The 13,753-nt window shown below is 46.1% G+C and carries 16 protein-coding genes; 4 read left to right on the top strand and 12 right to left on the bottom strand.

What is annotated here, in order from left to right; all coding sequences use genetic code 11:
• The gene (locus QXR92_00685) at positions 1-1,125 is read left to right on the top strand and encodes a signal peptidase I (GenBank protein MEM0318528.1); all 1,125 of its coding nucleotides are present in this window, start codon (positions 1-3) and stop codon (positions 1,123-1,125) included.
• Entirely contained in the window at positions 1,100-1,711 is a 612-nt protein-coding gene (locus QXR92_00680) for a hypothetical protein (protein MEM0318527.1), read from the top strand. The genes QXR92_00685 and QXR92_00680 overlap by 26 nt, the downstream gene beginning before the upstream one ends.
• A gap of 30 nt (positions 1,712-1,741) precedes the next feature.
• On the opposite strand, the gene QXR92_00675 is transcribed toward QXR92_00680, so the two are convergent.
• From QXR92_00675 to QXR92_00645, 7 genes are read right to left on the bottom strand one after another with little or no spacing between them, the layout of a single operon-like run.
• Positions 1,742-2,761 (bottom strand): NAD(+)/NADH kinase, encoded by a 1,020-nt coding sequence (locus QXR92_00675; protein ID MEM0318526.1) that lies wholly within the window; start codon positions 2,759-2,761, stop codon positions 1,742-1,744.
• Positions 2,758-3,096, bottom strand: a complete 339-nt coding sequence (locus QXR92_00670) for a Lin0512 family protein (GenBank protein MEM0318525.1) — start codon at positions 3,094-3,096, stop codon at positions 2,758-2,760. Before QXR92_00670 ends, QXR92_00675 begins: the two co-directional genes overlap by 4 nt.
• 16 nt (positions 3,097-3,112) lie before the next feature.
• Positions 3,113-3,937 (bottom strand): dihydrolipoamide acetyltransferase family protein, encoded by an 825-nt coding sequence (locus tag QXR92_00665; GenBank protein MEM0318524.1) that lies wholly within the window; start codon positions 3,935-3,937, stop codon positions 3,113-3,115.
• A gap of 6 nt (positions 3,938-3,943) precedes the next feature.
• A complete protein-coding gene (locus QXR92_00660) occupies positions 3,944-4,186 on the bottom strand; it encodes a biotin/lipoyl-containing protein (protein MEM0318523.1) in 243 nt (80 codons plus the stop codon).
• A gap of 39 nt (positions 4,187-4,225) precedes the next feature.
• Entirely contained in the window at positions 4,226-4,537 is a 312-nt protein-coding gene (locus tag QXR92_00655; GenBank protein MEM0318522.1) for a DUF6506 family protein, read from the bottom strand.
• Between the two features lies 1 nt (position 4,538).
• Positions 4,539-5,525 (bottom strand): alpha-ketoacid dehydrogenase subunit beta, encoded by a 987-nt coding sequence (locus QXR92_00650; protein MEM0318521.1) that lies wholly within the window; start codon positions 5,523-5,525, stop codon positions 4,539-4,541.
• A complete protein-coding gene (locus tag QXR92_00645) occupies positions 5,518-6,546 on the bottom strand; it encodes a thiamine pyrophosphate-dependent dehydrogenase E1 component subunit alpha (protein MEM0318520.1) in 1,029 nt (342 codons plus the stop codon). Before QXR92_00645 ends, QXR92_00650 begins: the two co-directional genes overlap by 8 nt.
• Positions 6,547-7,029: 483 nt before the next feature.
• Here QXR92_00645 and QXR92_00640 point away from each other — a divergent pair, with 483 nt between their 5' ends.
• Positions 7,030-7,533, top strand: coding sequence for an NUDIX hydrolase (locus QXR92_00640; GenBank protein MEM0318519.1), 504 nt, complete (start codon positions 7,030-7,032; stop codon positions 7,531-7,533).
• Here QXR92_00640 and QXR92_00635 read toward each other — a convergent pair.
• Genes QXR92_00635 through QXR92_00625 form a run of 3 tightly spaced genes read right to left on the bottom strand, consistent with a single transcriptional unit; the run spans position 7,530 to position 10,666 of the window.
• Positions 7,530-7,913, bottom strand: a complete 384-nt coding sequence (locus QXR92_00635) for a NifB/NifX family molybdenum-iron cluster-binding protein (GenBank protein ID MEM0318518.1) — start codon at positions 7,911-7,913, stop codon at positions 7,530-7,532. The two genes, QXR92_00640 and QXR92_00635, sit on opposite strands and share 4 nt — an antisense overlap.
• Before the next feature lie 4 nt (positions 7,914-7,917).
• Positions 7,918-9,246, bottom strand: coding sequence for a TldD/PmbA family protein (locus tag QXR92_00630; protein ID MEM0318517.1), 1,329 nt, complete (start codon positions 9,244-9,246; stop codon positions 7,918-7,920).
• Position 9,247: 1 nt separating this feature from the next.
• Positions 9,248-10,666: a TldD/PmbA family protein gene (locus QXR92_00625; protein MEM0318516.1), complete on the bottom strand. Its 1,419-nt coding sequence runs from the start codon at positions 10,664-10,666 to the stop codon at positions 9,248-9,250.
• Positions 10,667-10,761: 95 nt separating this feature from the next.
• On the opposite strand from QXR92_00625, the gene QXR92_00620 reads away from it, so the two are divergent.
• Positions 10,762-11,370, top strand: coding sequence for a thymidine kinase (locus QXR92_00620; GenBank protein ID MEM0318515.1), 609 nt, complete (start codon positions 10,762-10,764; stop codon positions 11,368-11,370).
• On the opposite strand, the gene QXR92_00615 is transcribed toward QXR92_00620, so the two are convergent.
• Together QXR92_00615 and pdxA are read right to left on the bottom strand one after the other, a co-directional pair.
• Entirely contained in the window at positions 11,367-12,686 is a 1,320-nt protein-coding gene (locus QXR92_00615) for an MFS transporter (protein ID MEM0318514.1), read from the bottom strand. The two genes, QXR92_00620 and QXR92_00615, sit on opposite strands and share 4 nt — an antisense overlap.
• A gap of 45 nt (positions 12,687-12,731) precedes the next feature.
• The gene (gene pdxA / locus QXR92_00610; GenBank protein ID MEM0318513.1) at positions 12,732-13,745 is read right to left on the bottom strand and encodes a 4-hydroxythreonine-4-phosphate dehydrogenase PdxA; all 1,014 of its coding nucleotides are present in this window, start codon (positions 13,743-13,745) and stop codon (positions 12,732-12,734) included.
• Positions 13,746-13,753 lie beyond the last annotated feature (8 nt).

Below are 13,753 nucleotides of genomic sequence, written 5' to 3'. Positions count from 1 at the left end.
TTGAAATCTAGCAGTTTTCTGTACACAGCAGCAGCCATCCTCATTTTCCTCCTTGCTATAGGCTCCAGGCTCTTTTCTTTTCCAGCATCAATAAACATCGTTTGGGGATTCTCGATGTACCCCACTTTGAAACCAGGGGACCTCGCGCTCTCAATCTCAACCTCCATCAGCAGCTACTCTCCTGGAGACATAGTAATATATTGTAGCGATCCGTTTCACTGCACAATACACAGAGTCCTGAATGTGAGCGATGGTATTGTAACAACAAAGGGGGACTTCAACCCAATACCAGATCCTCCAGTAAAAAGAGAGAGCGTGAGGTACAAGCTTCTTTTATCTGTTCCAGCCTGGCTATGGATATCCTCCCTCTTCATCCTCTCCATATTCTCCTACATAGACATTCGAAAATTCGAAGAATCTCTTCTCTCGCCATTCTCTCTAGAGGCATTTGTCTTCACGCTTGTTCTCCTGGTTCTAGTGCTCTCATTTCTATTCACAGTTATTCAAGCTCCAGGAAAGGCAGCCGAAATTCAGCTTCCAAGCATAACTCTGAGCTCTATTGGTTTATCTGAGAACAAGACCCTTGTTGTTTTGAATTACAATCTCAGAGATCTATCAATTGAAAGCGTGGATTCCTGCTCTTTTGTTTTACAATCCACATCCTTCCCATGCAGCGCATCAATCCTTAACGGGACCACTCTCATTGCACCCATGCCTGCCGATCTTCTGCAGGCTCTATATGAAAATCAATCAACATACTATCAGCTGAACTTGTCCCTTAATCTTGATAAGGGAAAGCTAACAGGCTCTTATCCCCTGGTCATATCATGGCAGGAGCCAGAACTTGAAATTGAGAATGCAAGTCTACTGATCCAGAATCCAAATCCTGTCCCCCTCAGCATAATAAATTCCACCATATACTATGTTAATGCAACCTCATATTATGGTTCCCCAAGGATAGAGAAAAGCATGAGCCTTCTCAACCAGACACTTGTTCCTCCTGCTGGAAGCCTTAAGATAGAATTTCCAAGTCAATATGACTATGCATACGTAGAAGTATTCTATGAATTTATGAACAGAACAAACAGGTGGGTTGGAATTGCAGAGTTCACTAAGAATTCCTAGGCTGCTTAGGCTGCTGGCAGGATCATCTCAACTGATCTACGGCACCCTAACAGCACTTTCTCTTGTTCTCCCTATTTACCAATTTGAGGGCTCAATTGAGGGGAGAATTGCCCTTGCAGGCTACAGCCTGTTTATATTTGGAGATCCTCTATCAATTGATGCTCTGGACAGAGCCTCTGAGCTCTCTTATCCCCTTTTGGTCTTCTCTCTCATCTCCATTATCATTGGTATTTACTTACTTGCATCTGTTTTCAGATCCAGCTTGAATCGAAACTTGGCCAGGGCGTCGTTTGCTGTTTCTCTAGCATATCCCTCGCTTTCAGCGCTCGTTTTCCTCTCCAGAGTAGTTCTCGTTGGCGAGGCAATTAGAGAAATACCGCAGAGCCTAGGAGGGGTATCCTCGGCTGGAGCTCTCACAATTCCCCCAGCCATTGTAAATAGTGGACCAGCATATCATCTCTTGACGCCGTTTCTCTCAATATTTCCTGCCATCATCACTATGACCCTAATGGCAGCATTGGTTTACCTGGAGGTCTATTCATCGGGAGCGAGTCCCGGCATTTCCCACATTCAAAATAATTTTTGAGAAACAAGCTGATAAAGCGGCAGAAAAAAACTACTTGTCCTGGAGAGAAGAATGAAAGGAGGAAGAGAGAAGCCCTCCAGCAAAGCCCTCCATTATCGCCTTCCTGTAATCTATGACTCTTGCTCCATTTCTTGTAATCTTAGCCCTGACCCTTTCCTCTCCTCTAACAATGATCTCCCTCTCTCCATCCAGCGCTATGACGCTGGGGGAAGTTCTAATTTCAACGAGCTCCTCATTGCTCAGCCTTTTCCTCTCCTTCACTTTGATCTCTCTGAGAACGCCTGGAGCAATTGGAGAGACAGCTCTATCCCCCTCATCTCCAATGAGCACATATGCTCCCCCCTCATCCATCTGGCCTATCTCATAGAAAGCTCCAGGTATTGAGCTAAGCCCTATGTTGTAAGGAGCACAAACAGAGGCAACGATCTCTCTTACGAAGTCCGGCCTCCAGATAGCCTTGGATCCTATGAACTGATGTGTTGTTGCACTGATCTCTACTAGAGCAATATCCCGAAGCTCTCCATCGATCAGCAGCTCAACTCTCTTTGATCTGAAAGTTACCCTGGCAGGATCAGCAGCTCCAAGTGCAACAGAGCCCACTGCTAGAGCAGCTATAGTTGCTTCAATCATATACGGAAAGACGTTGTTTGTTCCCGTGGATATTGGCATTAGTGGAGCATCCAGTCCAGCTTTTGCAATGATCCTATTGGTTCCATCACCACCTATGCTTATGACTGCTCCCACATTCCCCCTCATCATTTCCGATGCTCTAAACGTATCTGTCCAATCCCCATTGACCCTCATATCAAGAAAATTCACCTTCATTTTGGGCTTCTGTGGAAGGAGGCTCAGAGCTCTCTCAGTAATTCCAAATGTTTCAGGCATAACTACCATTTCCTCCACACCTAAAAAATCAAGCACAGCAATTATTCTCCGAACAATGTTTGCCTTCTCAACGTTATCTATCACGCTGGCATGCGCAACCAATCTCCTTATATCTCTACCAGAAGCTGGATTCGCGATCAGGCCCACAGGCTTTGCCAAGCTCATTCCCTCACCAGCACTGTGATTGAGGCAACAGCGATTATCATCTCACTGCTCCTATCTCCAAGCTCTTTCATTTCAACACATGCTGTGCTCAGCCCACCTTCAACAACCTTCAGTGATCTTAACTTTCCTATTTGTATGGCATCCTCCAGATCCTTCAATCTCACTTCCTTGCTTCGGGGAACCCCCACTTCAACTTCTACAGCAAAATCCCTAAGCTTTCCCTCGCTCACCAGATATGGTATGCATACCCTGGACATTGCATCCTTTATTGCCTTAACTGCAGCTTTGGTAGGATCCTGACCGTGCTGATCTACACCCATCCCTACCTCTACCAAGAGCCTCCTATACCCTCTACTCTCCGCTCCACCTCACCTCATCGGGATTTTCAATATAGTGCTTTATCCTATCAAGAAACCTCGCAGCAGGAGCCCCATCATTTATCCTGTGATCGAATGTGAGGGATAGGAAGCTGCTCTTCCTCCACTCAATCTCATTCTTCTCTCCCCTCACAGGCTTCTCGAATACAGTGTTCACTCCAAGTATTGCCACCTGTGGAGGATTTATTATTGGATTGAATGTGAACACACCAAACATTCCCAGATTGGTTATTGTAAACGTCCCACCCACGAAATCCTTCTCCTTCAGCATCCCCCTTCTGGCCCTCTCTGCTGCGTCCTCGAACTCCCTGCTCAACTCATCAATGCTCCTTCTCTCAACTCCTCTAATGACTGGAGTGAACAGACCAAAGGGAGAATCAACTGCAAAGGCAATGTTCACATCATCATATATGGCAATCTCCTTTCCATCAAATGTGGCATTGAAGGTTGGAAATTCCTTTAGTGCAGCTGAAGCAGCCTTTCCTATCATAACTGTAAGCGAGGGAGGTTTCTCCAGGCTCCTTGCCAGCTCCTCCCTCCTTGCCAGAAGCCTCTCCATGCTAACTTCCATGTTCAGCGTCACATGAACAGCCTGGCTGTAGCTTCTGTAGAGATTATCAGCAATTGTCTTCCTAATTCCTATTATCTTCCTTTTCTCCCTGATCTTTGGTAGGAACACTTCTTCAATGTATCTCTCTACACTTTCTCTATCAAACTTTCCAAATCTTTTCCTAACATCTTCCTCCTTAATATCATACTGCTCCATCATAAATTTCAGAGCTTCCTCGTCTTGATTCATTGCTCTTCACTCCTTCTCAATTACTGCTACTATCTCTCCCACAGGAACTTCCTCCCCGCTCTTCCTCAAGATCTTCTTCAGCACTCCATCATCTGGGGATCTTATCTCTCCACTAATCTTTCCAGTCTCAATTGTTGCCAGCGCCTCATCCTTCCTGACCATATCCCCCTCCTTCTTCAGCCACTCCACTATTGTTCCGCTCCTCATGGTTAAACCAAGCTTGGGCATGACCACATTAATTTCAACCATTAAATCTCACTCCCCACTCAGAATATTTATTGAAAAAAATTATTTGAACAGTTCATCCCCACTGCGTCCACCCAGAGCTGGATGAACATCGAATCTGACTGCTCCAACCTTAGCCTTCCCTGCCACAGCCTCTGATACAATAGCTACTCCTCTGTTTCCAAACCCGCCACAAAGCTCGATTACAGAAACTCCATCTTCAACTAGCTTTTTAGCCAGAGCTGCAGCCTCCTCGTAGCTGCTAACTCCGTGGACCTCAAGATCAACAGCGGGGGTCCTCACAAAGGCGCTATCCCTATCGCTCTTGGCGCCTGGGGCAATGAAAATGAAAGCAGCCTTTATTCTTTCTCCCATCTCATTTATCCTCCATGGTACTCCTAATAGCCTTCTCTATATCCGCTTCGCTTGGTATCCACTTTTCCTCGAGGGCTGGGCTAAAGGGAACAGGCGTGTCAGGGGGCGTTACCAGCTTTACAGGAGCCCTGAGGCTCTTGAAGGCCATGCTGGCAGCCATAGCAGCTATATCTGTAGCGAAGCTGCACCTTGGATAGCCCTCATCAACCACAACAAGCCTTCCAGTCTTTCTAATTGAGCTGAGTATCATATCAGCATCGATAGGCTTCAATGTCCTCGGATCTATGACTTCAACATCTATCCCCTCTCTCGAGAGCCTTTCAGCCACTGCAAGGGACTTGTGGACCATAGCTGCTGTGGCAACAACTGTTACATCCTTCCCCCTTCTCTTAACATCTGCCACTCCCAGGGGGACCTCATACTCATCCTTTGGTACAGGCCCCTTAGTTCCATAGAGACCCTTGTGCTCAATGAAGATGACTGGATCGTCGTCCTTTATACTCGCAATTAGGAGTCCCTTTGCATCATAGGGAGTGGACGGCATGACCACCTTCAGTCCTGGGACGTGGATGAAAATAGAATGCAGCGACTGACTGTGCTGTGCAGCAGCGCTGAACCCCGCTCCTGCCACGGTTCTGAGGACCATCGGTATCTTGGCCCTTCCTCCAAACATGTATCTAATCTTCGCTGCCTGGTTGTAAATCTGATCGAAGGCAACTCCAAGGAAATCTATGAACATGAGTTCAACCACCGGCCTGTAGCCCATAGCAGCAGCTCCAACGCCAGCGCCTATGAACCCGCTCTCTGCTATTGGTGTGTCTCTAACTCTTTCTGGTCCGTACTTCTCTATGAGTCCCTTAGTTACCCCAAAAACCCCTCCATATACTCCAACATCCTCTCCCATCACAATGACCTTTTCATCCTTCGCCATCATTATGTCCAGAGCTTCATTAAGCGCTTCAGCAAACGTTATGATTCTTTCACCCATGCGACCTCACCTCAGACCCCCACTTCCAAACAAGAACCCCTCTCGTTGGAGTGGAGAAGACATCCTCATAAAGCTCCTCAGGATTCGGATACGGGCTCTCCTCAGCGAACCTAACAGCATCCTGTACTTCTCTTTCAACTCTGCTATCTATATCTCTCAGCTCCTCCTCCTTAGCTATGCCCATGTCCAGAAGCCTTCTCTTAAATAGCTCTATTGGGTCCTTGTTCTTTTTCCACCATTCAACCTCTTCCCTCTTCCTGTAGACCTGAGGATCTCCCTCAAAGTGACCCAAGTACCTATATGTTTTTGCCTCAATCAGGGTAGGCCCCTCTCCCCTTCTTGCTCTATCTACAGCCTCTCTTACTACTTCGTATACAGCAAGGACATCCTGCCCATCCACTTCCACTCCTGGAACGCCGTAGGCACTCCCCCTCTCAGCAACACTCCTTATTGCTTGCTGCTTTGAATAGTGAAGAGAAATCTGATATTGATTATTTTCACAAATGAATATAACGGGGAGCTTCCATATCGATGCCAGATTGAGCCCTTCGTGGAAGTTCTGCTGATTGGAAGCACCGTCCCCAAAGAATGCAACTGCTACTCTATCCGACTTAGATAGCTTGAAGGCCAGACCTGCTCCAACAGCATGGGGAATTCCCCCTCCCACTATTCCATTTGCCCCCAGCTCTCCTTTCCTCAGATCTGCTATATGCATTGATCCTCCTTTCCCCTTGCATACGCCTGTTCTCTTTCCGTAGAGCTCTGCCCACATTTCCTTCAGGGACCCTCCCTTTGCAATGAAGTGTCCGTGGCCTCTGTGCGTGCTCGTTATGACATCATCATCCCTCAAATTGGCCATGGCACCTACAGCCACGGCCTCTTCGCCCGCATAGAGATGCACGAATCCTGGGATCTTTCCCTGGGCGAAATGCCTGGAAGCCTCTTCCTCGCTCTTCCTTATCCTCACCATCGTCTCATACATCCACAGAAGTTTCTCTCTCGGGATCTCCTCTCTTGACAATTTCCCACCACATTCTAATTATAGAAACTTTAAAGCGATAAACTTTTCTTTTTTATTTTCTTTAAAAATTAAATAAATTATTTATATATATTAAAATTTTTTTGATCAAATTTGAAAATGGATTCATAAATCTTGAAGGAAGAAGTAAGACAAGCACAAGCAGTCTCCGAGCTCTACATACCTCTTCCAACAAATAGGTAGCCCTTTACGGTGCTGTTCCTTCCATGAGCTGGCCTTATTTCGGAAACTATCAAGCTCCTCCAAAAAGGATTGCAGAAGCATTTACAGCAGAGCTCTCCGAACAATCATCTTGTTAAAATAAAATAGAAATTTCGCTTCGTTTCCAAAAACAGCTTCGCATAAAGAAGATCGATTATTATTAGAAACTAAATCATTTTGAAAGGGCAAAAACCAATAAAGGAGCTGTTCTCCAGGGAGCTAATTTTTAATTTGTGATTTAGGAACGCAATATTGGTGAAATAATTGGAGCTTAAATTTTCTGGAAGGAGAATAAAGGTGCTGGCTGGTGATGCAGAATCCCCCGACGGCTCCACCTCATATAGAGAAATAGTGATTCATCCCGGAGCTGTAGTCCTTCTTCCAATTTCGGGAGAGAAGATACTGCTAATAAAGCAGTATAGACATGCAGTGAAAGAATGGATAATTGAGCTCCCAGCAGGAACGCTTGAGGAAGGAGAAACACCAGAAGAGGCTGCTGAGAGAGAGCTGCTGGAGGAAACGGGATACAGAGCAAAGAAGCTCAGAAGGCTCATAAGCTTCTATTCTTCCCCTGGTATATCGAATGAGATACTTCACGTGTTTCTGGCTGAAGATCTGGAGGAGGATTCACCAAGAAGGGAAAAAGGGGAGATAATAGAGAACTTCTGGGCAACAATGAATGAGGCTCTCTCCCTCATAGAAAAAAACAAGATAAAAGATGCAAAGACCATAGCATCAATTCTATATTACTATCAATTCCTCAGCTAGTGCTCCTCATCGAGCTCTCTCGGCTCCTCAGCCTCCTTCAGCTCCCCCCTTATCAGGGAATCAACGGCCTTTTCCAGAGGAGGCATCGCTCCGGAGCTGCTAGGATAGAAATATATCTTGATGCCGGAACTCCTCAGCATTTCGAACGCCCCTTCCCCCATTCCAAGAGCCAATACGCAGTCAGGGTGCCTCTCCATTATTACATTGAGTAATCCTCTGGCCTTTCCTCTTTCATGGCTTCTATACATATTCTCCACAACTTCTACTGAGGAGATCTTATCGTTCACAACTTCAACAAATGCAAAGTATGGAGCTCTTCCAAAATGAGGATGAAGTAGAAGAGCATTGCCCGATCTTGCCACTGGTGCTGCTATTCTCACTGCACTACACCTCCGGTCTAGTTAAGTTCACACCTCTTATTAAAGCAAATGGAGATCTCGTCGGAATCTCAACTTCCCACCATAAAATGTTGCTTCTCTCCCTGCTAAGTTGCTCTATGCTTGAAAGCATCCTAGGTAAAGAAGTTGAGAGCCTAACTCTTCCGAGGTTTCCAACAATCTCGCCGTCTTTCACGAGAAGCGCTCCATCTCTCGATACCGTTGAGAATTGACCTTCAACATAGTTCTGCAGCCTCGTGTACCAGTTATTCATTATAATTATACCATTTCTGAGGATCTCTGCCATTTCTTCCTCCTTCACATCTCCGGGCAGCACATCTAAGTTCCAGGCCCTTGGCATGACCCATCCTGCATTTCCTGTGCTCTTTCCACCGTTCCTTGATGCAGTAGCAGTGTTGTGAAGCAGCGTCAGGAGCTTCCCTCCCTCAAATATAGCCTTATCTACTGTTTCAACCCCCTCATCATCGAACAGAGCTCCGCCTGGAAGCTCCTGGTCTCTTGGCCTATCGTACAGAGAGAAGCTCTGAGATCCCACAGCATCTCCTACCTTGTACTTTGAAAGGAAGGAGTATCCCATCATTGTTGCGAGCGCAGAGGACATTAGTGCCAGAATGTTCATCAAGTTCCCCATCACCATGGGAGAGAGAACAACATCGAACTTTCCGGGAGAGAAATCAGCCGGCTTCCGAGACATAATAGCAATCTCACCAGCCCTCCTTCCAACCTCCCTAATTCCATCTCTATCCAATCTCGTTGATCCAAGGCTCCAGTGCCCGCTCCCCTCCCCAGCAAACGCTCTCAGATGAAAGGCAAGAAGCGTTCTCTCCTCTTCTCCCTCGAAGCCAGCAGTGGTAGCAAGCCCTCTCCTGTAGAGCTCCAAGCTAAGTGTTCCAGAGGCTCTCTCCCCTCCTTCCCTAGCCACTTCATCCAGAGCCTCTTCAACGAGGGGTGAGGGATCTTCCATGAACTCCTTCACACCCTGATCCCCAGCCTTCCCCACCATCCTCTGGACTGTGGGCTGAGGAAGGGGAGAGTATATCTCTGATGGCTCCAGCCTCCTAGCTATTCTCCATATGCTTCCAGCCTCATCAGCTATCTTTCCCGGATCTGAGGTTGAGAGCTCCAGCACAACCAATCTTCCATCCAATCCCAACCTCAGATACGAGTCAACAGTTTTCCATTTCTGCACTACAGCAGCCTCCCCATTCCATATCTTCACAAGCGTTCTTTCTCTTTCAATGACCATGGAAGCAGCATCCTGCCAGCTCGTTCTAACTGCCTCAAGCAATTTTGACGCTATTTCAAGCGCACTCATCTCAATCACCCAGGGCTCTTACGCTCACGTTTCTTAGCCTCACGTTAGGTCCACCAAACCAAACAGGGATCCCCTGATGAGGTTCACCCTTTCCACACGTTCCAGGGAAAAACTTCAGGTTTTTGTCCTTTCCAACAAGCTTTCCATAGAAGTCCCCAGTTGTTATCTCTATAACTGGGTTCCTCACAGGCTCGTTTATCTCCCCATTTCTAATAATGTACGACTCGAGTCCTACATATCTCTGATTCCATCTTATATCATCGATGTTCCACTCCATGTAGCTCTTCACATACAGGCCAAAGTATATGTCCTCAATCAGCTCCTCAAAGCTCATGGTGCCAGGCTCCAAATACGTATTACTCATTCTCACGAGAGGCTCAGATGCATAGTTCATTGCCCTTGCCGACCCGTTGCTCTTTCTACCAACCATGAAGGCCATTTCCCTGTTCATAAGAGGCTCCCAAATGACCCCCTCCCTATAGAGGTGTTTTGCCCTTGCAGGAATGCCTTCATCATCATAGAGATAGAACCCCATGCTTCCAGGAATTGTAGGATCATCTATCACAGTTGCTAAAGCGCTTCCAATTTTTTCTCCAATTCTCTCTGGCTTTACAAAGGACTCTCCGGCCTGTGCTGCCTCTCTTCCCAGAATTCTATCGGCTTCCATAGGATGACCCGAGGACTCATGCATTGCCAGCCCAACAATCTCCTGTCCCAATACTAAATCCAGCTTTTCGTTTGGAGGGGAGATCCCCCTCAACATAACCACTTCAAGGTTTGAAGCTTCTTCCCGCATCTCCTCTTCAATCTTCCACTCATCAAGCAGCTCAGCACCTCCACTTCCGCCGAACTCCCTCCATCTCTGAAGGGTCCTTCCGGAATCTTCCAGAACAAAATTAATCGACGCGTAGAGCCTCGGAATTCTGGATTGTATCTTTGCTCCGTCGCTTGTTAGCAGGAGCTTTTCCTGCACGTGGGAAGATAGGGAGAAGGCAAAAACAGACAGTCTCGCCTCTTTCAAAGCATCTCTCGCATTTTTTTCAGCATCTCTGGCTCTCTCAACCAGGAGATCTACGCTCAAATCATCGATCCTCCTCTTCTGAAGAGCTTCATATGATGCTTTTCCTACTCTCTCATCGCTCATCCCAGTCTTTCTTCTCTTTAGCCTTCCTGCTACCCTGGCAGCAGAAAGGGCCCTTTCTAATGCTTCACGCAAGGATGATTTGTTCAGGCTGTTGGTGGAGGAAAACCCAATTCCTCCATCAAGGAGGATCCTTATTCCAACACCCTCTCCTCCAAATGAGGATAGGCTGAGAACCCTCCCATTCCTCATCATTATAGCTTTTCCACTGTCTGCCTGATATCTCACTTCAACATAGGCTGCCCCTCTTCTACTCCCCTCATCTATTAGACCAAGCAACAGATCCTCATCAACGACCAGGGAGCACCACCAGGGTTTTATGAGGAAGACTAAATATTACACTTTTCGCAATAACTTTCAGTGGCGCATGAGAAATGAGCAGAGATTCAGCCGAATTCGGACTGACGATAATAGTTGGACCCATGTTCTCTGGGAAGACAACGGAGCTGCTCAGAATGCTAACCAGATACAGAATGGCCGGATACAGCACCATTCTGGTTAAGCCTTCCATAGACAGGAGATATTCAGACAGAGAGGTAGTCAGCCATGATGGACTCAAGATGGAGGCGCTTGTAATAGAGCCAAACTTCAATGGCTTGCTTTCAGTAGCAGAAGAGCTGAAGAGTGCAGATGTTATTGGAATAGACGAGCTCCAATTTTTCGAGTACAACAGCAAAATCGTTGATTTTCTTCTGAGGATTAGCCTAGAGAAAAGGATCTTTGCTGCCGCCCTAAATTTAGACTTCAGAGGAGAGCCCTGGGAGATAGTGAAGGAGCTGCTGCCAAGGGCAGACGAAATAATCTCCCTTCAGGCTGTTTGCACTTACATTGATCCAAGAACAGGGAAACGCTGCGGTTCTCCAGCAACGAGAACTCAAAGGTTAATAGATGGAAAAGCGGCACCAAGGGATGCTCCTCGAATATTAATAGGAGGGAGGGAGAGCTATGAGCCCAGATGCCGCAGACATCACGAGGTCCTCTAGCGCCTCCTTGCCAGAAAAGAAAGGAGAGTTCCAAGAACGCTCAGTGCAATGTAGATCTCCAAGCTAATGTACAGGCTCGACTTCAGATAAGGGACTATTGCCTCAACTGACGTAATTATCGATGTGCTTATCGACTGTCCAAAATATCTCATTGTGGCCAGAAAAGCTAGAGAAGAGGCATAAGCCTCTCTTGGGGTGAGGTAAACAATAGCAGTTGTGTTGGGAGAGGCAAAGAGAGCAAACCCTATGCCGAGAAGAATTAGTGACAGGTACAGCACAGAGATTCCGCTCGTTGATATGATTGGAAGAAGCGATGCAATAGCTATTGCGATGATCCCCATTCCAAATGTTGCAATTAGAGATGGATCCACCTTTTCTGCCAGCAAACCAGCAACTGGAGACAGAATAGCCTGGATCACTGGCTGAACTGTCAGAATTGCTCCAGCCTCCATCGGGCTCATCCCCCTAATCTCCTCCAGATATAGACTCAGCAGAACAGTCAAAGCAAAAGTTGCACTATAGTTCAGCATAGCAGCAGAGTATGACATCATGAGCCTGGAAGTAAAGAGCTTTCTATGCAACAGCTCTCCTCTCCCCCTCTCTGCAAGCATAATTGATATAAAGGCAAGTGCCCCAAGCAGGGCGATTCCCCCTCCAATAGCAGCTCTCTGCATGACAGAAGCTCCAGTAGCTATGAGGGCTGTTGAGCAAGCAAACAGAAACCCCTTCAGAAAAGGAGGACGCTCAAGCACCCCTCTCTCCAAGCTCAGAGCTTTTAGGCCAAATAAAAAGCTAATAGCTGAAATAGCCAGAGAGAAGAGAAATATCGATCTCCAACCAAGAGAAGAAGTTAAAGCTCCTCCTAGTAGAGGTCCTAGACTCAGGCCAACATAGACAGCCATGGTATTTATCCCAATTACCCTGCCCCTCATCGAAGGAGGAAAGGCCTCCGATATTAGGGCCACAGCAACGGAAGTCACAAGCGCTCCACTTATCCCCTGCACAGCTCTATCAGGGAATAGCCAATATATGCTATTTATGGGTACCATGGCAAGAGCTGATGATGCTGCAAACAAAGCGAGTCCAAGAAGATAAATTTTTCCCCTTCCCACCCAATCTCCTATTCTTCCTGCAATGAGCACCAATGCGGAAAGAGGAATAAGGAAGAAGTTATTGATCCAATTTGCTGTTGAATATGAGATGTTCAACTCTCTAGCAATGAATGGAAGCGCTATGCTTGTGCTGCTTGTCAGGAATGGGACGAGGGAGCTAGCTAAGGTGGTGGAGAGAAGCAAAAGCCAGGGATTTTTCCCCAATTTCATCACTTCTTCATGATGCAGAATTGTAAATCCATCATAACTTCAACAATTATTCTCAAGGTTCTCAGAGATTTGGATAGCTAACTTTATAGCTTCCAATGTAGCTTTTTCATCCGCTAGCCCAGTTCCAGCCTTCCCCAAAGCAGTTCCTTGATCTGGGGAAGTTCTAACAAAAGGTAAACCAAGCGTTAGGTTTACCCCCTCAAGGAAACCTACCATTTTTACAGGTATATGTCCTTGATCATGGTACATAGCTATAACAGCATCGAACTCTTTTTCTCTATAAGCCCTATAAAATATAGTATCTGGAGGAAAAGGACCAAGAGCATTAATTCTCCGCTCTCTAGCAGCTTCAATTGCGGGACTTATTTCTCTTAGTTCTTCATCACCAAAAAGCCCATTCTCACTGGCATGTGGATTCAATCCGGATACAGCAATTTTTGGTTCTGATATGCAGAAAAACTTAACAAGAGCTTCATAAGTCATTTCAATAGTTTTTAAGATTCTCTCCTTTTTTATTAATTCTTCAATGGCCTTTCTCAATGATACATGTGTAGTTACATGGGATACCCTGAAATTCCCAGCTACTAACATCATTCTAACTTCCTTCACTCCAGCAAGATCTGCCAAGAGTTCGGTATGCCCAGGGTAATTAATTCCAGCCATATGCAGACTTTCCTTGCTTATTGGTGCAGTAACAAGGGCAGTTCCTTTTCTCTTCAATATCAATTCAACAGCCTTAGAAATGTATTCGAAAGATGCTCTTCCTCCCAATTCTGAAGGAGATCCATACACAATTTTTCTAGGATCTACGTTGTCCAAATCAACTACTCCAATATTCATTGGTTCGAACTGTTCTACTTCACCTGGGTCTTCTATTTTGGTTAGTTTCAAGCTATTTGCTTTGACTATCTCTCTTGCTTTTTCTAAAACCTTTAAGCTTCCTATTACAGCAATTTTACTTCTTTCATATATTTTTTTATGTGAGAGAGCTTTTAGCACAATTTCTGGACCAGAACCAGCAGGGTCTCCAATAGTTATAAGTATAATACCCATAGGTAATT

This window comes from Fervidicoccaceae archaeon (genome assembly GCA_038734945.1).
Classification (GTDB): Archaea; Thermoproteota; Thermoprotei_A; order Sulfolobales; family Fervidicoccaceae; genus ARK-14.
The sequence above is the reverse complement of the archived record's forward strand: the minus strand, read 5'-3'. Positions and strand labels throughout refer to the sequence as shown.

Coding starts and splice junctions, on each gene's coding strand:
- QXR92_00655 (MEM0318522.1), bottom strand. CDS start 4,537: ATGGGAGAAAGAATAAAGGCTGCTTTCATTTTCATTGCCCCAGGCGCC.
- QXR92_00660 (MEM0318523.1), bottom strand. CDS start 4,186: ATGGTTGAAATTAATGTGGTCATGCCCAAGCTTGGTTTAACCATGAGG.
- QXR92_00630 (MEM0318517.1), bottom strand. CDS start 9,246: ATGAGTGCGCTTGAAATAGCGTCAAAATTGCTTGAGGCAGTTAGAACG.
- QXR92_00675 (MEM0318526.1), bottom strand. CDS start 2,761: ATGAGCTTGGCAAAGCCTGTGGGCCTGATCGCGAATCCAGCTTCTGGT.
- QXR92_00620 (MEM0318515.1), top strand. CDS start 10,762: ATGAGCAGAGATTCAGCCGAATTCGGACTGACGATAATAGTTGGACCC.
- pdxA (MEM0318513.1), bottom strand. CDS start 13,745: ATGGGTATTATACTTATAACTATTGGAGACCCTGCTGGTTCTGGTCCA.
- QXR92_00665 (MEM0318524.1), bottom strand. CDS start 3,937: ATGAATCAAGACGAGGAAGCTCTGAAATTTATGATGGAGCAGTATGAT.
- QXR92_00650 (MEM0318521.1), bottom strand. CDS start 5,525: ATGGGTGAAAGAATCATAACGTTTGCTGAAGCGCTTAATGAAGCTCTG.